This window comes from Hydrogenophaga sp. (genome assembly GCF_030656115.1).
Taxonomy (GTDB): Bacteria; Pseudomonadota; Gammaproteobacteria; order Burkholderiales; family Burkholderiaceae_C; genus Hydrogenophaga.
In genome coordinates, this window is the sequence record NZ_JAUSOO010000118.1 from 1 (window position 1) to 18,468 (window position 18,468).

Here is an 18,468-nt window from a genome sequence, read left to right on the forward strand (position 1 = left end):
GTCAATGATGATCGTGTCGTAGGCGCGCAGGTCCGGGTCGGTCTGGGTTTCGGCCAGCAAGATACCGTCGGTCATCAGCTTGACCGAGGCGTCTTTCGAGAGCCGGTCCTGGAAGCGCACCTTGAAGCCCACCACCTCGCCCAGCGGCGTTTTCAGCTCTTCGGCAATGCGCTTGGCCACGCTGCTGGCGGCAATGCGCCGCGGCTGGGTGTGGCCGATCAGCTGCGGGCGCTGGCCCGGCTTGGCGTTGAGCTTGCCGCGCCCCATCTGCAAGGCAATTTTGGGCAACTGCGTGGTCTTGCCCGAGCCGGTTTCCCCGCAGACGATGACCACCTGGTGCTCGCGCATGGCCGCCTCGATCTCGTGGCGGCGCGCAGAGACCGGGAGGGATTCGGGAAATTCGATGAACAAAGGCGTAGAGGACAAGGGCACAACTTCAGTCAAAATCAGGCAACCGGTGATTATCCGCGCCCGCCCCATTCCCTGCCTGCCAGCCCGATCTGCCTGCCTACCCCCATGTCCAACGTCTTCAATTTCACCTTTGTTCCCTGGTTTCGCTCGGTCGCACCTTACATCCACAAATTGCGCGGCAGCACGGTGGTGGTGGGCGTGGCGGGTGAGGCCATTGCGGCCAACAAACTGCCCTTGATTGCGCAAGACCTGGCGCTGATCCAAAGCATGGGCGTGCAAATTGTGCTGGTGCATGGCTTTCGGCCCCAAGTCAACGAACAGCTGCTGGCCAAAGGCCACACGCCCCAGTATTCACACGGTATGCGCATCACCGACTCGGTGGCGCTGGACTGCGCGCAGGAAGCCGCGGGCCAATTGCGCTACGAGATCGAAGCCGCCTTCAGCCAGGGCCTGCCCAACACGCCCATGGCCGGCGCCACGGTGCGGGTGATTTCAGGCAACTTTGTGACCGCCCGCCCGGTCGGCCTGATGGACGGGGTGGACTTTCAGCATTCGGGCCTGGTGCGCAAGATCGACACCGAAGGCATTCAGCGCACCCTGGACATGGGCGCGCTGGTGCTGCTGTCGCCGTTTGGCTTTTCGCCCACCGGCGAGGCGTTCAATCTGACCATGGAAGACGTGGCCACCTCGGTGGCGGTGGCGCTGCAGGCCGACAAGCTGATGTTCCTGACCGAAGTGCCCGGCATCCGACTCGACGCCCACGACCCGAGCAGTGAAATTGACACCGAGCTGCCGCTGGCCGCCGCCAAAACCCTGATGGCCGCCCTGCCCGCCCCCACCCAGCCCACCGACACCGCGTTTTACCTGCAGCACTGCATCCGCGCCTGCGAAGGTGGCGTGGACCGCAGCCACATCTTGCCGTTTTCGGTGGACGGCGCGCTGCTGCTGGAGATCTACACCCACGATGGCATTGGCACCATGGTGGTGGACGAAAAACTGGAAAGCGTGCGCGAAGCCACCATGGACGACGTGAGTGGCATCGTGGCGCTGATTGAACCGTTCGAGAAAGACGGCACCTTGGTCAAGCGCGACCGCACCGAGATTGAGCGCGACGCGGGCTACTACACCATCATCGAGCACGACGGCGTCATCTTCGGCTGCGCCGCGCTGTATCCGTACCCGGAAACGCGCACCGGCGAGATGGCCGCCCTCACGGTGTCGCCCGACACGCAAAGCCAGGGCGACGGCGAGCGCCTGCTCAAGCGCATCGAAACCCGCGCACGTGCGCAGGGTCTGCAAAGCATTTTTGTGCTCACCACCCGCACCATGCATTGGTTCATCAAGCGCGGGTTTGTGCAGGTCAACCCCGACTGGCTGCCCGAGGCGCGCAAGCGCAAGTACAACTGGGACCGCAAAAGCCAGGTGCTGGTGAAAAAACTGCCGTAAACAGCAGCACGCTGCGTGACCGACCACAGCCACCCATGGCTTGATAAAAGTCAAGCCATGGATCTGGCCGTTGCCGATACTGGTGCTTTGTGTGACAGAAAGATGAACACCGATGCAGGAACGATCCACCCCCAGCGCACCCGCGACCCACCCACAGCCCGCCGCCGTGCCCAAGGCCTCCGCCCAAGCGGTAAAAAGCAGCCGTGCAGCGAAACCCACCGCGCAACTGCGCCAGCCCCGCGCCGCCACAACGGTGTCTGCGGCCCTGCGCCCCGCTGCGGTGGCGAAAAAGCCCAGCGCCTCAACAGCGCTGGCCCGTCCTGTCGCTGAAAAGCCCCGCCGCGTGGCGCTGGGCGACACCAGCGGGACCAGCCAGCCCACCCAGATCCGCAAAAACACCGTGTCACGGGCCGTGGCTTCGCGCCAGGCGGCCCAGTTGGCCGCCGTGCAAGACATTCTGTCGCGCCCTGACAGCAGCCAGCGCGACAAGGCCGAGTCGCTGCGCGCCATTCTGGAAGGTGCCGCACCCGACGATGCCAAAGCCATCCGCCGCCTGCTCAAACAGGAAACCCAGGTGGTGCGCAGCCAAGCCAAAGCGCTGCCCAACCCCGACGATGCCCTGGCAGCCGACTGGCGCAGCGGCGCCTACCCGTACAAAAACCTGCTGTCGCGCCGGGTCTACGAATCGCAAAAATACCAGCTGCAGGTGGAACTGCTCAAGCTGCAAGCCTGGGCCAAAGAAACCGGCCAGCGCATCGTGATTTTGTTCGAGGGGCGTGACGCCGCCGGCAAGGGCGGCACCATCAAACGCATGATGGAGCACCTGAACCCACGCGGCGCCCGCGTGGTGGCGCTGGAAAAACCCAGCGAGGTGGAACGCGGCCAGTGGTACTTTCAGCGTTATGTGCAGCACCTGCCCACAGCGGGCGAGATCGTCTTGTTTGACCGCAGTTGGTACAACCGCGCCGGTGTGGAACGCGTCATGGGCTTTTGCAGCGACGACGAATACCAGGAATTCATGCGCCAGGCGCCGCAGTTTGAACGCCAGCTGGTGCGCAGCGGCGTGCACCTCATCAAGTTCTGGTTTTCGGTGAGCCGCGAAGAGCAGCGCCGCCGCTTCAAGGAACGCAAGGCCCACCCGCTGAAACAGTGGAAACTGAGCCCGATAGACTTGGCTTCGCTGGACAAGTGGGACGACTACACCAAGGCCAAGGAAGCCATGTTTTTTGAGACCGACACGGCCGACTCGCCGTGGACCGTGATCAAGAGCGACTGCAAAAAACGCGCCCGTCTGAACGCCATGCGCTACCTGCTGCAAAAACTGCCCTACACCAACAAAGACCCGAAAAATATTGGTGCACTGGACTCGCTGATTGTGGGCCGCGCCCATGTGGTGTACGAGCGCGGCGAGCGCCCCGGCAGCGCCATTCTGTAACGGTGTCTTTCAGCGACCCGGGCGCCGTACCCACAGCACCACGGCCAGCACCACGATGGCCGTGAAATACAGGAAGGACCAGTTCGCGATCGACAGGCCCAAAAAGGTCCAGTCGATCGCAGAACAGTCGCCACTGCCTTTGAAGATCATGGGAATGGCGCGCTTGAGCGGGAAGGACTCGATCATGCCGAAGAAGTCGCGCCCGCAGCTCAGCACCTCGGGCGGGTACCACTGCAGCCACGTCTGGCGCGCAGCCACAAAGGCACCGAACACCGCCAATGCAGCCATCAGCCACACCCCGGTGTGGCGCGCACCCGGCTTGGGCAGCACCGCCGCCAGCCCCGCCACCAACACCACCAGAATCAACGCGTAGCGCTGCACGATGCACATGGGGCACGGCTCCAGCCCCACGCTGTGCTGCAAATACAGGCCAAAGACCAGCATGGCGGTGCTGCCTGCGGCCACCAGGCCCAGTATCTGACGAGGATAACGCTCAAAAACAGAGGGGGCGACGGTCGGAATCGTGGGGATCAAGTCAGTGTCCTTCTAGGAATACGCGGGCTTTGCGCGGTGAAACCACCAAGGTCTCACCTTCCTGAAAGCCCGAGGCCTTGAATTGTTGCGCAGGAATTTGCGCTTCAATCAAGGGATCGTGTCCTGGACGTTGATTGCTCTGCAACGGCAAGAGTTCCAGCCGCGCAATCGGCCCCACCACAATGGCCCGGCTGAGCTGGGCCACGATGCCGCTGGCACCGGGCGTGTAGCGCTGCACGTCCAGATCGTGCGGGCGCACATAGGCAAAAGCCTGGGCGTTTTGCGCGTTGGCGTGCTCGGGTGTGTCAATGGCCACACCATCCAGGTGCAGCAGCCCTTCGTGGGCGCGGCCATGAAACAGGTTCACATCGCCCAGGAAGCCGTACACGAACGGGCTGGCCGGGTGGTCCCACACGTCCTGCGGCGAACCGCTCTGCTCCACCACACCCTTGTTCATCAGCACCACGCGGTCGGCCACTTCCAGCGCTTCTTCCTGGTCGTGCGTGACGAAAACGCTGGTCACGTGCAACTCGTCGTGCAGGCGGCGCAGCCAGCGGCGCAGTTCCTTGCGCACCTTGGCGTCGAGCGCGCCGAAGGGCTCGTCGAGCAGCAGCACCTGGGGTTCCACCGCGAGGGCACGCGCCAGGGCAATGCGCTGGCGCTGGCCGCCCGAGAGCTGCGCGGGGTAGCGGTCAGCCAGCCAGTCCAGTTGCACCAGGCTCAGCAGGTCGTGTACTTTTTTCTGGATCTGCGCATCGCTGGGGCGCTCGCCACGCGGCTTCACGCGCAGGCCAAAGGCCACGTTTTCAAACACGGTCATGTGGCGAAACAGGGCGTAGTGCTGGAACACAAAACCCACCTTGCGCTCGCGCACATGCACATCGGTGGTGTCGGTGCCGCTGAAATGGATGCTGCCGGTGTCGGGCGTTTCCAGCCCGGCAATGATGCGCAACAGCGTGGTTTTGCCGCAGCCCGAAGGCCCCAGCAGCGCCAGCAGTTCGCCCGAGGCGATGTCCAGGTTCACGTCGCGCAGCGCCTGAAAGGTGCCGAAGTGTTTGTTGACGTTGCGGATTTCAATGCTCATGGGGATGTTCTTTCTTCAGACCTCAGGCCGAAACGGTTGCGGCAGATGCCAGCGGGGTGGGCCGCTCTGGCGGTAGCGCTGCAATGGCTTTCATTTCGCGCTCGTGGCGCCACTCCACCACGCTCTTGATGGCCAGCGTCACCAACGCCAGCAAGGCCAGCAACGACGCCACGGCAAACGCCGCCACCGACTGGTATTCGTTGTAGAGCACCTCCACATGCAGCGGCATGGTGTTGGTCTGGCCACGAATGTGGCCCGACACCACACTCACCGCGCCAAATTCGCCCATGGCCCGCGCGTTGCACAAAATCACGCCGTAAATCAGCCCCCATTTGATGTTGGGCAGCGTCACGTACCAAAAGGTCTGCCAACCGGTGGCGCCCAACACAATGGCGGCCTGCTCTTCCTCGTTGCCCTGCGCCTGCATCAGCGGAATCAGCTCGCGGGCAATGAAGGGCACGGTGACAAAAATGGTGGCCAACATGATGCCGGGCACCGCAAACACCACTTTGATGTCGTGCTCCATCAGCCAAGGTCCGAGCCAGCCCTGTGCGCCAAACACCAGCACATAAATCAAACCCGCCACCACCGGCGAGACCGAAAATGGCAGATCGATCAGCGTGGTCAGGAACGACTTGCCCCAAAACTCGTACTTGGCCACACACCAGGCTGCCGCCACACCAAACACCAGGTTCAGCGGCACGGCCACGGCAGCGGTCAGCAGCGTCAGGCGAATGGCCGACCAGGCATCGGGCTCTTGCAGTGCTTCCCCGTAAGCGTCCCAGCCCTTGCGCAGCGCTTCGGTGAACACCGCCGCCAGCGGCAGCACCAGGAACAAAAACATGAACGCCAGCGCGGTGCCAATGAGCACACAGCGCACCCAGGCGGACTCGGTGGTGCCCTTGCGGGCGGTACGAATGTTTTGTGTGCTCATGCGTTGCTCCCTCCCGAACGCCGGCGCTGCCAGGTTTGCAAGCCGTTGATGAGCAACAGCAACACAAACGAGACCACCAGCATCACCGTGGCCACGGCGGTGGCACCGGCGTAGTCGTATTGCTCCAGCTTGCTGATGATGATCAGCGGGGTAATTTCAGAAATCATCGGCATGTTGCCCGCAATGAAAATCACCGACCCGTATTCGCCCACACCGCGTGCAAACGCCATGGCAAAACCGGTCAGCAGCGCCGGGGCAATGCTCGGAAAAATCACCCGGCTGAAGGTCTGCCAGCGCGTCGCGCCCAGGCAGGTGGCCGCCTCTTCCAGCTCTTTCTCGGCGTCTTCCAGCACCGGCTGCACCGTGCGCACCACAAACGGCAGACCGATAAAAATCAGCGCAATCACCACCCCGTTGGGGTTGAAGGCCAGCTGAATGCCGTGCGGCTCCAGGTACTGGCCAATCCAGCCATTGCCCGCCAGCAGCGCGGTGAGCGAAATGCCCGCCACGGCGGTGGGCAGGGCAAACGGCAAGTCCACCAGCGCATCGACGATCTTTTTGCCCGGAAAGCTGTAACGCACCAGCACCCAGGCCACCAGCAGGCCAAACACCACGTTCACCAGCGCGGCGATGAGCGAGGCGCCAAACGTGAGCCGGTACGAGGCCAGCACACGCGGCGCGGTCACCGCCTCCCAGAACTGGGGCCAGGTCAGCGTGAACGTCTTGAAGACCAGGGCCGACAGGGGAATCAACACAATCAGGCTCAGGTACAGCAGCGTGAACCCGAGCGTGATGTTGAAGCCGGGCAGCACACGGGCACCACCCCGGCGCGCGCGGTTACCCGCTGCCGGAGCGGATGCCGGCAGAGATGCAAGAGCGCCCGACATTTATTTGCCCTGCGTGTAGAGCTTGTCGAACTGGCCGCCGTCGTTGAAGTGCACTTTCTGCGCCTCGGTCATCGAACCAAAGTATTCGTTCACCGTGAACAGCTTCAGCGGTTTGAAGGTGCTGGCGTATTTCTTCAAGACGGCTTCAGAACGTGGGCGAATGCCGTGCTTGGCCGCAATGTCTTGCGCTTCTTCGGTGTACAAAAAGTCCAGATAGGCCTTGGCCTCGGCAGCGGTGCCTTTTTTGTTCACCGTGCGCTCCACAATGGCCACCGGGTTTTCCGCCACGATGCTGCTGCTGGGGTGAACCGCGTCTACCTTGCCCGCACCAAATTCGCGGTCCACCGACACCACTTCCGACTCAAACGTCACCAACACATCGCCGATGTTGCGCTGCAAAAAGATGCCGGTGGCATCGCGTCCGCCGCGTGCCAGCACCGGCACGTTTTTGTACAGCTTGCTCACAAACTCGGCGGCCTGCGCGTCGGTGCCGCCCTTGGCCCGCACCGAACCCCAGGCCGCCAAATAGGCCATGCGGCCATTGCCGCCGGTTTTGGGGTTGACCACGATCACCTGCACACCGGGCTTGATGAGGTCGTCCCAGTCCTTGATGCCCTTGGGGTTGCCGTTGCGCACCAAAAACAGCATGGTGCTGGTGGTGGGCGCGGCGTTGTGCGCAAAGCGCTTGTTCCAGTCCGAAGCCACCACACCGCGCCCGGCCAAAAAGTCCACATCGGTGGTGGTGTTCATGGTCACCACATCGGCCTCCAGACCGTCGGCCACGGCACGCGCCTGCGCGCTGGAGCCCGCGTGCGACTGGTCCACCTTGATGTCTTTGCCGGTGCCCTTTTTGTAGCTGGCCACAAAGGCGGTGTTCAGGTCTTTGTAAAACTCGCGCGACACGTCGTAAGACACGTTGAGCAGCGTGGTTTGGGCCGAAGCGAAGGTGGCAGCGGCCAGCGCGATGGCGCCGAGGGTGAGTTTGAAGGTTTTTTTCATGGATGTAAGCGGTCAAAAGAACGATGGGGCGCATTCTGGGATACGGCTCTTGGAATGCAAACGACTGTGTTCTTGTTTTCTTATATGAATTTGAAATAAAGAACATCTGGTGCGTTGCGCACGGTTCCCATCATTTCCGCGTGTAAATCTGGTCAAACATGCCGCCATCGGCAAAGTGCACCTTGGCCGCTTGCTCCCAGCCGCCGAAGGCGTCTTCAATCTTGAACAGGTTGAGCTTGGGCAACTGTTTGGCGTACTTGGCCTGCGCCTTGGCCGAGGTGGGCCGGTAGAAGTGTTTGCCGATGATGTCTTGCGCCTCTTCGGTGTACAGGAATTTCAGGTATTCCTCGGCCACCGCTCGGGTGCCTTTGCGGTCCACGTTTTTGTCCACCACCGTCACCGCCGGTTCGGCCAGGATGGACAGCGAGGGGTAGACAAAGTCCACCCGGTTGCCGAACTCTTTTTCCAGCAGGTAAGCCTCGTTTTCCCAAGACAGGAACACGTCGCCCTGGTTGCGCTGGGCGAAGGTGACCGACGAGCCACGCGCACCGGTGTCGAGCACGGGCACGTTGGCGTAGAGCTTGGCCACAAATTCCTGGGCCTTGGCGTCGCCGCCGTATTTGCGTTTGGCAAATTCCCAAGCCGCCAGGTAGTTCCAGCGGGCACCGCCCGAGGTTTTGGGGTTGGGCGTGATGACCTTCACGTCGGGGCGCACCAAGTCGTCCCAGTCCTTGATGTTTTTGGGGTTGCCTGCGCGCACCACCAACACGATGGTGGAGGTGTAGGGCGAAGAGCCCAGCGGCAGGCGTTTTTGCCAGTCCTTGGGAATCCAGCCACCGTTGTTGTGCAGGGCGTCGGTGTCGCCCGCCAGCGCCAGCGTGGCCACATCGGCGTCCAAGCCGTCGATGATGGACCGGGCCTGCTTGCCCGAGCCGCCGTGGCTTTGCTTGATGGTCACGTCTTGACCGGTCTTGGCCTTCCAGTGCTGGATAAAGGCTTTGTTGTATTCGACGTACAACTCCCGCGTGGGATCGTAGGAAACGTTGAGCAAGGTCAGTGGCTGCTGCGCAAAAGCGCTGAAGGCCGACCCTGCCAGGCTTGAGGCCAGCAAAAGATTGATAAAGTCCCGGCGTGCTTGCATGAGGTATTTCTCCGTAAAAAATTGACAACGGAGCGGATCATGGAAGCGATGCATAAAAACTGGAACGACCAAGTTCTCAGTTGTTTATAACCAAATCGTCTATACAAAATTCTCAAGGACATCCACATGGCACGCACTGTTCACTGCATCAAACTGGGCAAAGAGGCCGAAGGCCTGGACTTTCCGCCCTACCCTGGCGAGCTGGGCAAGCGCATTTATGAAGGGGTGAGCAAAGAGGCCTGGGCCGCCTGGCTCAAGCACCAGACCATGCTGCTGAACGAAAACCGCCTGAACCTGGCCGACGCGCGCGCGCGCCAGTACCTGGCGCGGCAGATGGAAAAACACTTCTTTGGCGAAGGTGCCGACGCCGCCGCCGGCTACGTGCCACCGGCCAACTGAAAGCGCTGCCCCACTTGACCGCCACCCAACGCCACGCCGTGGTGATCGGCGCGGGCCTGGCCGGTGCCGCCACCTGCGTGGCCTTGGCCCGGCGCGGCTGGCATTGCACCTTGGTGGACGCCGCCGCTGGCCCGGCACAGGCCGCATCGGCCTTGCCGGTGGGCATGCTCAGCCCGCATGTCACCAAAGCCCCCACCCCGCTGTCGCGTCTGTCTGCACTGGGCGTGGCCGACACACGCGCCGAGCTGCAACGGCTGCTGGCGCAGGGGCACGGCTGGCAAGCCTGTGAGGTGGACAACCTGGGACACGACCCCGGACGCTGGCCCGCCGCCTTGGTGCGGCCAGCGGCCTTGGTGCAAGCCTGGCTGACCGAGGCGCAACAATTGACCGGCCTGACCACACGCTGGAACACGCCGGTGGCCCGCCTGCAGCCCCACACCCACCACGGCCAAGCCGGCTGGCAAGCGCTGGATGCCCACGGCCACCTGGTGGCCCAAGCCCCGGTGGCGGTGGTGGCCGCCGCGTTCGGCAGCCTGGCGGTGTTGCACCACAGCTCCAGCGAACTGGACAGCAACGCCCTGCCATTGCGCCCGGTGAAAGGGCAAATGAGCCTGGGCGCACTCACCGGTCCGGCGCTGGCACCCCGGCCGCTACGCGACAACGGGGTGTTCGTGCCCGCTTACGAAGACAGCGGTCTGGCGCCTGACTGGCCCACGCGCATCTGGTCCATGGGCTCCACCTACGTGCGCGGCGACGCCAGCACCACCCTGAGCGAGGCCGACCACGAGCGCAACGCCCACAGCCTGCAAGCCCTGCACCCGCCAGCCGCCCAACACCTGCGCGAAGCCGCCGCCCAGGGTAGCCTGCTGGGCTGGGCGAACGTGCGCTGCGCGTCGCTGGACCGCCTGCCCCTGGTGGGTGCGGTGCCGCACGTGGCGGCCCTGCACCAGCACATGGCGCAAGCCGGTGCGCGGCGTGGCCGCATCGCCCTGCACGACACACCACGCTGGCCCGGTCTTTTCATGCTGACAGCGCTGGGCTCACGCGGCCTGACGCTGGCGCACTGGTGCGCGCAACTGCTGGCCGCACAGATGGACGGCGCGGTGCTGGACGGTGTGGAGCCCGATTTGGCGCAAGCCCTGGACCCGGGGCGGTTCGCCTGGCGGCTGGCGCGCAGACAGGTTCCAGCCACGGGGGCTTTGACCCCAGCGGGATAAAACCACCGGCACGCACCGGCATCGTTGACCCAATGCGCCTTCTCATATGCCTTTTTCGGCATATATGAATGATAAAAAAATAGTTTGAACTATAAGAACGCGACTCTACAGTCGCGTCCATGCCTGAATTCGCCATCCTTTTTGCCGGCTTTGCCGTGGGACTCATCGTCGGACTGACCGGCGTGGGCGGTGGCTCGCTCATGACGCCGATCCTGATTTTTTTCTTCGGCGTCAAGCCCTACATGGCCGTGGGCACCGACCTGCTGTTTGCCGCCTTCACCAAGCTCGGCGGCACGGTCAGTCTGGCGCGCCAGCGACTGGTACCTTGGCGGGTGGTCGGTCAGCTGTGCGCCGGCAGCCTGCCCGCTGCGGTGATCACCCTGGGTGTGTTGCACCAGTTGGGCCCAGCGAGTGCCGAAGTGCAGTCGCTCATGACCAACACCTTGGGTGTGGCTTTGCTGCTCACCGCGGCGGCCATGCTGTACAAAGCCGCGCGCGGCAAGCAGCTGCCCCGCACGCTGGCCTCTGACGAACTGGACGCTGCCAGCCGTGCCCGCCACTGGAGCCTGCCAGTGGCCTTTGGCGCGGTCATCGGCACCCTGGTCACGCTCACCTCGGTTGGCGCGGGCGCCATTGGTGTGTCGGTGCTGCTGCTCCTGTTTCCGCTGCTGCCACTGCCGCGCATTGTGGCCGCCGACATTGCCTACGCCGTGCCGCTCACGTTGGTGGCCGGTCTGGGCCACGCCAGCCTGGGCTCGGTGGACTGGCCTTTGCTGGGCCAGTTGCTGGCCGGCTCACTGCCAGGCATCTGGCTCGGCACCCGCCTGATGCGCCACACGCCCGAGCGGCTGGTGCGCTCGGCGCTCTCCGTTTTGCTGGCGTACGCCGGCTTCAAGCTGATGGCTCTTTGACCGCTTTTTGACTTTTTTTCACGCCACGACGATGTACCAGTATTCCGACTTTGACCGCCAGTTCGTCCAGCTGCGGGCGCACCAGTTCCGTGACCAGCTCGAACGCTGGCAGGCCGGCACCCTGCGCGAGGACGAGTTCAAGCCCCTGCGGCTGCAAAACGGCTGGTACGTGCAGCGCTTCGCACCCATGCTGCGCGTGGCCGTGCCTTACGGCGAACTCTCCAGCCCGCAACTGCGCGTGCTGGCCAAGATTGCACGCGACTTTGACCACAAGGAAGAACACGACACGTCCAAAGCCAACGCGGCCCTGGCCGAGGTGCCCACCCTGCCCGACCGCTGCGGCCACTTCACCACGCGCCAGAACGTCCAGTACAACTGGATTCCGCTGGCCCGCTCGGCCGACGTGATGGACCTGCTCGCCAGCGTGAACATGCACGGCATCCAGACCAGCGGCAACTGCATCCGCAACATCACCACCGACGCACTGGCCGGCATTGCGGTGGACGAGGTGGCCGACCCGCGCCCGTTCGCCGAAATCATGCGCCAGTGGAGCACGCTGCACCCCGAGTTCGCCTTTCTGCCGCGCAAGTTCAAGATCGCCATCACCGGCGCCCGCGAAGACCGCGCCGCCACGCCATGGCACGACGTGGGCCTGCGCCTGCTGCGCAATGTGGACGGCGACCTGGGCTTTCAGGTGCGCGTGGGCGGTGGCATGGGCCGCACGCCCATCATCGGCGCGGTCATCCGTGAGTTTCTGCCCTGGAACCAGATCCTCAACTACCTCGAAGCCGTGGTGCGCGCCTACAACCGCTTCGGCCGCCGTGACAATATCTACAAGGCCCGCATCAAGATTCTGGTGAAGGCCGAGGGCCAGGCGTTCACCGACCAGGTGGAAGCCGAGTACCGCGACATTCTGGACAAGGACGGCGCGCCGCACACCATCACCCAGGCCGAACTCGACCGGGTGAGCGCCTTCTTTGTTGCGCCCAATTTGAACTGCGACCGCAAAAGCGCCGATGCCAAGATCGCGCACATCTTGAAAGCGGCGGCCGAAGACGACGTGGAATTCAGCCGCTGGCTGACGCAAAACGTGAAGCCGCACCAAAACCCGGACCTGCGTGCTGTGACGCTGTCGTTCAAGCGCATCGGCGCTGCCCCGGGCGATGCGACGGCAGAGCAATTGGAGCGCGCCGCCGACCTGGCGGATCGCTTCTCGGCCGGCGAAGCCCGCGTGACGCACGAACAAAACCTGCTGCTGCCCTGGGTGCGCTGCGACCAGCTGCCCGAGTTGTGGCGCGAAGCCCGCCGCCTGGGCCTGGCCAAGCCCAACATTGGCCTGCTCAGCGACATGATTGCCTGCCCCGGTGGCGACTTTTGCGACCTGGCCAACGCCCGTTCGCTGCCGATCGCCCAAGCGCTGCTGAACCGCTACAAAGACCTGGACGAGCTGCACGACCTGGGCGAGATCGACCTGCACATCAGCGGCTGCATCAACTCCTGCGGTCACCACCACAGCGGCCACATTGGCATTCTGGGCGTCGACAAGGACGGCCAGGAGTGGTACCAGATCACACTGGGCGGATCGGACGGCACCCGCCTGTCGGGCGAAGCCACGCCGGGCAAGGTCATTGGCCCGTCGTTTGCCGCCAGCGAAGTGCCCGACGTGATTGAAGCCCTGCTGGACACCTACCGCGCCCAACGCACCCACGGCGAGACCTTCGTCCGCACGCTGCGCCGCACCGGGCTGGACGCCTTCAAGACCGCTGCCAACGCCGTGCGCGTGAGCACCGCGCGCGCTTGAAACGCCGATCCGACACACAGGAACACCCCATGAGCACAACACCCCTTCTTGAATTGGCACAGGCCGACCGCTTTGTACCCGCTGAGCCAGACCCGCAACGATTGGTCCTGAGCAACGACAGCGACCCCCGCCAGGCCGACCTGAGCGGCATTTCCGTCATTGAGCTGCAGTTCCCCAAATTCAGCGACGGCCGCGCCTTCAGCCAGGCTTTTTTGCTGCGCCGCCGGCTGGGATTTACCGGCACGATTCGGGCCACAGGCGATGTGTTGATTGACCAACTGTTGCAGATGCAGCGCAGCGGCTTCACACAGGCCGTGCTGCGTGCCGACCAGAATCTGGCTCACGGCCAGGCGCTGCTGGCCCACTTCCCGGCTTTTTACCAAGGTGACGCGGTACACACCGCGCCGCATTTCGCTGCCGCCTGAGCTTGAAGACCCACACCATGAGCACCATCGACCTCGCCCACATCAACGCCGAACTCGGTCAGGATGCCCCCGCCCTGGTGAACTGGGCCCTGGGCCTGGGCCAGCCGACCATCGTCACCACCAATTTCCGCCCCTTCGAGGCCGTCATCCTGCACCTGGTCACCCGCGTCAAGCCGGATGTGCCGGTGGTCTGGATGGACAACGGCTACAACACCGAGGCCACCTACCGCTTTGCCGACGAAGTCACCCGCCAGCTCGGGCTGAACCTGAAGATCTACCTGCCGCGCCGTTCGCGCGCGCACCGCGAAGCCGTGGAAGGCGCAACCCCCGCGCTGGACGATCCGCGCCACGCGGCCTTCACCGAAGAAGTGAAGCTCGAACCTTTTGCCCGTGCGCTGCGCGAAACAGCGCCCAAGGTCTGGTTCACCGCCCTGCGCGCCACCGACACCGCCGTGCGCGCCCAGATGGAGCCGGTGAGCATCAACCCCGACGGTCTCATCAAAGTTGCACCGCTGCTGCACTGGACCTCCAAAGACCTGTACCACTACTGCGAGCTGCACGGCCTGCCCAACAACTTCGACTACGTGGACCCGACCAAGGGCGAAGACAACCGCGAATGCGGCCTGCATCTGGCGCATTGAGTACCCCCCTGCGCCGCTTCGCGTCTTCCCCCCGGTGGGGGGACGCACCCTGTGGCCGGCTGAGCCGGTTCCACGGGTGCCCTGGATGATGACTTGCCCCAGCTGCCACGTTTTCTTGAACCGAACCACTGCCCGACCATGAACGCCCGTACCGACACCGCCGTGCTGCACAACCCCATCCACACCGACCACAGCCTGAGCAACGCCCACCTGGACGCACTGGAAGAGGAAACCATCTTCATCCTGCGCGAAGTGGCCGCCGCGTTTGAGCGTCCCACCTTGCTGTTCTCGGGTGGCAAAGACTCGCTGGTCATGCTCAAGTGCGCCGAAAAAGCCTTTGGCGCCGGTCGCATTCCCTACCCGCTGCTGATGATCGACACCGGCCACAACTTCCCCGAAGTGACCGCCTTTCGCGACCAGCGCGCCCAGGAACTCGGGGCCGAGCTGATCGTGCGCAGCGTGGAAGACTCGATGGCCCGCGGCACCGTGCGCCTGGCCCACCCGGGCGAGAGCCGCAACGTGCACCAGTCGGTCACGCTGCTGGAAGCCATTGAAGAGTTCCGGTTTGACGCGCTGATCGGCGGCGCCCGCCGCGACGAGGAAAAAGCCCGCGCCAAAGAACGCATCTTCAGCCACCGCGACAGCTTCGGTCAGTGGCAGCCCAAGGCCCAGCGCCCCGAGCTGTGGACGCTGTTCAACACCCGCTTGCAGCCCGGCGAACACTTCCGGGTGTTCCCCATCAGCAACTGGACCGAGCTGGACGTGTGGCAATACATTGCCCGCGAAGCCATCGCCCTGCCGTCAATCTATTACACCCACCCGCGCGAGGTGGTGGATCGCCGTGGCCTGCTGGTGCCGGTGACCGAGCTGACCCCGCCACGCGACGGCGAAACCGTGCAGGTGCGCGACGTGCGCTTTCGCACCGTGGGCGACATCACCTGCACCTGCCCAGTGGAAAGCCTGGCCGCCACGGCAGACGACATCGTCATCGAAACCCTGGCCGCCGAGGTGAGCGAACGCGGCGCCACCCGCATGGACGACAAGACATCGGACGCGTCGATGGAGAAGCGCAAGAAAGACGGCTATTTTTGACCCAGAGAGCCCCCATCCCAACCTTCCCCGCAAAACGGGGAAGCACGCGCCTTCACCCCCTCCACCGCTGACGCGAGCAACGGCTTGACCAGGGAGCGCTGTCTTGCTCCTCCCCCCTCTGGGGGAAGGCTGGGATGGGGGCAGGCGCAACCAGCCCTCATCAAAAAGACCAAAAGCCCAAAGCCCCGAACGCCCGTTTTTTGAAACACATTGCCATGAACACCACCCTCAACCACCCCACTGAAGCCCTGGCACAAGACACCCGCGCCGCCCTGCGCCTGATCACCTGCGGCAGCGTGGACGACGGCAAGAGCACGCTCATTGGCCGCTTGCTGGTGGACAGCAAGGCCGTGCTGCAAGACCACCTGGCGGGCGTGCAGCGCCACGGTGAAACCGATCTGGCGCTGCTCACCGACGGCCTGTCCGCCGAGCGCTAGCAAGGCATCACCATCGACGTGGCCTACCGCTACTTCAGCACCGAGGCGCGCAAGTTCATCATTGGCGACGCGCCCGGCCACGAGCAGTACACCCGCAACATGGTCACCGCAGCCTCCAGCGCCGATGCCGCCGTGGTGCTGGTCGACGCCACCAAACTGGCCTGGCAAGACGCCGACCTGCCGCTGCTGCCGCAAACACGCCGCCACAGCCTGCTGCTGAAACTGCTGCGCGTGCCCTCGGTGGTGTTTGCCATCAACAAGCTCGATGCGGTGAGCGACAGCACCACCGCGTTTGCCCACATCAGCGCAGCACTGGAACAATTTGCCCGCCAGGCCGGCGTTCCCGTCACGGCCATCGTGCCCATTTCGGCGCTCAAGGGCTGGAACGTGGTGGACGCCAGTGCGCAAGCGCAGTGGTGCGGCTACGAAGGCCCCACGCTGCTGGAGATTCTGGAGCGCCTGCCGGTTACCGCCGCTGAAACCACGCTGCCGTTTGCGTTTGCCGTGCAGTGGGTGGAAAAGTTTTCGTCCTCGTCCGATACCAGTCAAGGCCGCCGCGTCTTCTGGGGCCGCGTGGCCACCGGCGGCGTGCAGCCGGGGCAACAGGTTCGCATCATGCCCAACGGGCAAACCGCCACCGTGGCCCAGGTGCTCAACCATGTGCGCACACCCCAAGCCGTGCTGGCGGGCCACAGCGCAGGCATTGTGCTGGACCGCGAAGTGGACGTGTCCCGCGGCGACTGGCTGCTGGCGGTGGACGAAACCGGCACGTTGAACGGCAGCCGTGACATTCAAGCCACCGTGGCCTGGCTGGACGACGAAACCCTGGTACCCGGGCGCGTGTATTGGGCCCTGCACGGCCACCGCTGGGTCAAGGCCAAGATCAAACGCATCGTGCACCGGCTGGACATTCACACGCTGGCCGAAGACAACGCGACCCAGCTCGAACCCAACGCCATCGGCCACATTGAACTGACCCTGCAAGAACCGCTGGTCACCCTGCCGTTTGCGCAGTCACGCGCCTTGGGTTCATTGGTGCTGGTGGACACAGCCAGCCACAAAACCTCAGGAGCCCTGCTCGTGAATTGAAGACGCGCTCTACAACCTTAACTTATGTCAACGCAAGGGGCTTGACCCCGCCTTACCCTCAGGGAAACCCTAAAATCATGGGTTTCACCGAACAGCCCACACCACCATGACCCACGTTGTCACCGAATCCTGCATCCGCTGCAAATACACCGATTGTGTGGACGTATGCCCCGTCGACTGCTTCCGCGAAGGTCCCAACTTTCTGACCATCGACCCCGATGAGTGCATCGACTGCGCCGTCTGCATCCCCGAATGCCCGGTCAGCGCCATCTTTGCCGAAGAAGATTTGCCCAAAGACCAGTTGCACATGACCCAGCTCAATGCCGACCTGGCCTTGCTGCCCGGCTGGAAAAGCATCACCAAACGCAAAGAGCCACTGCCCGACGCCGACGATTGGAAAGACCGCACTGGCAAGCTGTCTGAACTGATCCGCTGATCGCCATGGACCCGCTGCTGAACCCCGAAGTGGTGAGCACCGCCGCCGCACACGACGGACCGATCGAAACCGATGCGGTCATTGTGGGCGCCGGCCCGGTGGGCCTGTTTCAGGTGTTCGAGCTGGGCCTGCTGGAGATCAAGGCCCACGTGATCGACGCGCTGGCCTACCCCGGTGGCCAGCCAGTGGAGCTGTACCCCGACAAGCCGATCTACGACATACCGGCCATTCCGGTGTGCACCGGCCAGGAACTCACCAACAACCTGCTCCAGCAAATTGCGCCCTTTGGCGCCACCTTCCACCTGGGTCAGGAAGTCACCACGGTAGAACAACAGGCCGACGGACGCTTCTTCGTGGCCACGACCCAAGGCACCCAGTTCCTCACCAAAACCCTGTTCATCGCCGCCGGGGTGGGCGCCTTTCAACCGCGTTACCTCAAGGTCGATGGGTTGGAGCGTTTTCACGAAACGCAGGTGTTTTACCGGGTCAAAAACCCTGCCGACTTTGCGGGCAAAAACCTGGTGATCGTGGGCGGTGGCGACTCGGCCATCGACTGGGCGCTCAACTTCGTGACGGATGGCCCGAACAAAGCCGAGAGCGTGATCCTGATCCACCGCCGCGACGGCTTCAAGGCCGCACCCGCCAACGTGGCGAAAATGCGCGCGCTGTGTGAGCAGCTTGAAATGCAATTCATCGTGGGCCAGATCACAGGCTACGAAGAAAAAGACGGCCACCTCACCGGAGCCAAAGTCACCGGCTCCGATGGCGTCACCCGCGTGGTGCCACTGGACGTGTTGCTGGTGTTTTTTGGTTTGTCCCCAAAGCTCGGGCCCATTGCCGACTGGGGTCTGGCCATCGAGCGCAAACAACTGGTGGTGGACACCGAAAAGTTTTCCACCAGCGTGCCGGGCATTTTTGCGGTGGGTGACATCAACACCTACCCCGGCAAAAAGAAGCTCATTCTGTGCGGCTTCCACGAGTGTGCCCTGGCCGCTTTTGGCGCCATGCCCATCATCTCGCCGGAGAAAAAGGTGTTTTTGCAATACACCACCACCAGCCCCAAACTGCACAAGGTGCTGGGTGTCGAGTCGCCGGTGTTCGATTGAATACATCCTGTTGATGCCTTTCTTGCGCTGAGCCAGCACGGCA

The 18,468-nt window shown here is 63.6% G+C and carries 17 protein-coding genes and 2 pseudogenes; 12 read left to right on the forward strand and 7 right to left on the reverse strand.

Annotated features, from left to right (window positions below; genetic code table 11):
• Window positions 1–480: pseudogene (locus tag Q7J58_RS14255) on the reverse strand (ATP-dependent helicase); the annotation flags it as partial.
• A gap of 36 nt (window positions 481–516) precedes the next feature.
• Between Q7J58_RS14255 and argA the strand changes: the two are divergent.
• Together argA and ppk2 are read left to right on the forward strand one after the other, a co-directional pair.
• Window positions 517–1,857, forward strand: a complete 1,341-nt coding sequence (gene argA, locus Q7J58_RS14260; RefSeq protein ID WP_304829287.1) for an amino-acid N-acetyltransferase — start codon at window positions 517–519, stop codon at window positions 1,855–1,857.
• 112 nt (window positions 1,858–1,969) lie between these two features.
• Complete coding sequence (gene ppk2 / locus Q7J58_RS14265) at window positions 1,970–3,292, forward strand: polyphosphate kinase 2 (RefSeq protein WP_304829290.1); 1,323 nt, start codon at window positions 1,970–1,972, stop codon at window positions 3,290–3,292.
• A gap of 9 nt (window positions 3,293–3,301) precedes the next feature.
• On the opposite strand, the gene Q7J58_RS14270 is transcribed toward ppk2, so the two are convergent.
• The 6 genes from Q7J58_RS14270 to Q7J58_RS14295 form a co-directional block, all read right to left on the reverse strand.
• Complete coding sequence (locus tag Q7J58_RS14270) at window positions 3,302–3,826, reverse strand: disulfide bond formation protein B (RefSeq protein ID WP_304829293.1); 525 nt, start codon at window positions 3,824–3,826, stop codon at window positions 3,302–3,304.
• 1 nt (window position 3,827) lies between these two features.
• On the reverse strand, window positions 3,828–4,910 hold the full coding sequence (locus tag Q7J58_RS14275; protein WP_304829295.1) for a sulfate ABC transporter ATP-binding protein: 1,083 nt from the start codon (window positions 4,908–4,910) through the stop codon (window positions 3,828–3,830).
• A gap of 22 nt (window positions 4,911–4,932) precedes the next feature.
• Window positions 4,933–5,844: a sulfate ABC transporter permease subunit CysW gene (gene cysW / locus Q7J58_RS14280; RefSeq protein ID WP_304829297.1), complete on the reverse strand. Its 912-nt coding sequence runs from the start codon at window positions 5,842–5,844 to the stop codon at window positions 4,933–4,935.
• Window positions 5,841–6,731, reverse strand: coding sequence for a sulfate ABC transporter permease subunit CysT (gene cysT, locus Q7J58_RS14285; protein ID WP_304829300.1), 891 nt, complete (start codon window positions 6,729–6,731; stop codon window positions 5,841–5,843). Before cysT ends, cysW begins: the two co-directional genes overlap by 4 nt.
• Window positions 6,732–7,730, reverse strand: coding sequence for a sulfate ABC transporter substrate-binding protein (locus Q7J58_RS14290; RefSeq protein ID WP_304829302.1), 999 nt, complete (start codon window positions 7,728–7,730; stop codon window positions 6,732–6,734).
• Between the two features lie 130 nt (window positions 7,731–7,860).
• Entirely contained in the window at window positions 7,861–8,871 is a 1,011-nt protein-coding gene (locus Q7J58_RS14295; RefSeq protein WP_304829305.1) for a sulfate ABC transporter substrate-binding protein, read from the reverse strand.
• Between the two features lie 126 nt (window positions 8,872–8,997).
• Between Q7J58_RS14295 and Q7J58_RS14300 the strand changes: the two genes are divergently transcribed.
• From Q7J58_RS14300 to Q7J58_RS14345, 10 genes and pseudogenes are all read left to right on the forward strand, one after another.
• On the forward strand, window positions 8,998–9,270 hold the full coding sequence (locus Q7J58_RS14300) for an oxidative damage protection protein (protein ID WP_304829308.1): 273 nt from the start codon (window positions 8,998–9,000) through the stop codon (window positions 9,268–9,270).
• Window positions 9,271–9,284: 14 nt separating this feature from the next.
• The gene (locus tag Q7J58_RS14305; protein WP_304829310.1) at window positions 9,285–10,487 is read left to right on the forward strand and encodes an FAD-dependent oxidoreductase; all 1,203 of its coding nucleotides are present in this window, start codon (window positions 9,285–9,287) and stop codon (window positions 10,485–10,487) included.
• Window positions 10,488–10,606: 119 nt separating this feature from the next.
• Window positions 10,607–11,398, forward strand: coding sequence for a sulfite exporter TauE/SafE family protein (locus Q7J58_RS14310; RefSeq protein ID WP_304829313.1), 792 nt, complete (start codon window positions 10,607–10,609; stop codon window positions 11,396–11,398).
• A gap of 31 nt (window positions 11,399–11,429) precedes the next feature.
• The gene (locus Q7J58_RS14315) at window positions 11,430–13,199 is read left to right on the forward strand and encodes a nitrite/sulfite reductase (protein ID WP_304829410.1); all 1,770 of its coding nucleotides are present in this window, start codon (window positions 11,430–11,432) and stop codon (window positions 13,197–13,199) included.
• Between the two features lie 29 nt (window positions 13,200–13,228).
• Complete coding sequence (locus tag Q7J58_RS14320) at window positions 13,229–13,624, forward strand: DUF934 domain-containing protein (RefSeq protein WP_304829316.1); 396 nt, start codon at window positions 13,229–13,231, stop codon at window positions 13,622–13,624.
• 17 nt (window positions 13,625–13,641) lie between these two features.
• On the forward strand, window positions 13,642–14,265 hold the full coding sequence (locus tag Q7J58_RS14325) for a phosphoadenosine phosphosulfate reductase family protein (RefSeq protein ID WP_304829319.1): 624 nt from the start codon (window positions 13,642–13,644) through the stop codon (window positions 14,263–14,265).
• Window positions 14,266–14,403: 138 nt separating this feature from the next.
• A complete protein-coding gene (gene cysD / locus Q7J58_RS14330; RefSeq protein WP_304829322.1) occupies window positions 14,404–15,357 on the forward strand; it encodes a sulfate adenylyltransferase subunit CysD in 954 nt (317 codons plus the stop codon).
• A 215-nt stretch (window positions 15,358–15,572) separates the two neighbouring features.
• A pseudogene (locus Q7J58_RS14335) lies at window positions 15,573–16,883 on the forward strand (GTP-binding protein).
• Window positions 16,884–16,989: 106 nt separating this feature from the next.
• On the forward strand, window positions 16,990–17,319 hold the full coding sequence (gene fdxA, locus Q7J58_RS14340) for a ferredoxin FdxA (RefSeq protein ID WP_304829325.1): 330 nt from the start codon (window positions 16,990–16,992) through the stop codon (window positions 17,317–17,319).
• Between the two features lie 5 nt (window positions 17,320–17,324).
• Window positions 17,325–18,425, forward strand: coding sequence for an NAD(P)/FAD-dependent oxidoreductase (locus Q7J58_RS14345; protein WP_304829328.1), 1,101 nt, complete (start codon window positions 17,325–17,327; stop codon window positions 18,423–18,425).
• The last annotated feature ends 43 nt before the right edge of the window (window positions 18,426–18,468 follow it).

Excerpts from the sequence above, each read along its gene's own strand:
- argA (WP_304829287.1), top strand. The coding sequence starts at position 517 with ATGTCCAACGTCTTCAATTTCACCTTTGTTCCCTGGTTTCGCTCGGTC.
- cysW (WP_304829297.1), bottom strand. The coding sequence starts at position 5,844 with ATGAGCACACAAAACATTCGTACCGCCCGCAAGGGCACCACCGAGTCC.
- Q7J58_RS14300 (WP_304829308.1), top strand. The coding sequence starts at position 8,998 with ATGGCACGCACTGTTCACTGCATCAAACTGGGCAAAGAGGCCGAAGGC.
- ppk2 (WP_304829290.1), top strand. The coding sequence starts at position 1,970 with ATGCAGGAACGATCCACCCCCAGCGCACCCGCGACCCACCCACAGCCC.
- Q7J58_RS14320 (WP_304829316.1), top strand. The coding sequence starts at position 13,229 with ATGAGCACAACACCCCTTCTTGAATTGGCACAGGCCGACCGCTTTGTA.
- Q7J58_RS14345 (WP_304829328.1), top strand. The coding sequence starts at position 17,325 with ATGGACCCGCTGCTGAACCCCGAAGTGGTGAGCACCGCCGCCGCACAC.
- fdxA (WP_304829325.1), top strand. The coding sequence starts at position 16,990 with ATGACCCACGTTGTCACCGAATCCTGCATCCGCTGCAAATACACCGAT.
- Q7J58_RS14295 (WP_304829305.1), bottom strand. The coding sequence starts at position 8,871 with ATGCAAGCACGCCGGGACTTTATCAATCTTTTGCTGGCCTCAAGCCTG.
- Q7J58_RS14315 (WP_304829410.1), top strand. The coding sequence starts at position 11,430 with ATGTACCAGTATTCCGACTTTGACCGCCAGTTCGTCCAGCTGCGGGCG.
- Q7J58_RS14275 (WP_304829295.1), bottom strand. The coding sequence starts at position 4,910 with ATGAGCATTGAAATCCGCAACGTCAACAAACACTTCGGCACCTTTCAG.
- cysD (WP_304829322.1), top strand. The coding sequence starts at position 14,404 with ATGAACGCCCGTACCGACACCGCCGTGCTGCACAACCCCATCCACACC.
- Q7J58_RS14325 (WP_304829319.1), top strand. The coding sequence starts at position 13,642 with ATGAGCACCATCGACCTCGCCCACATCAACGCCGAACTCGGTCAGGAT.
- cysT (WP_304829300.1), bottom strand. The coding sequence starts at position 6,731 with ATGTCGGGCGCTCTTGCATCTCTGCCGGCATCCGCTCCGGCAGCGGGT.
- Q7J58_RS14310 (WP_304829313.1), top strand. The coding sequence starts at position 10,607 with ATGCCTGAATTCGCCATCCTTTTTGCCGGCTTTGCCGTGGGACTCATC.
- Q7J58_RS14290 (WP_304829302.1), bottom strand. The coding sequence starts at position 7,730 with ATGAAAAAAACCTTCAAACTCACCCTCGGCGCCATCGCGCTGGCCGCT.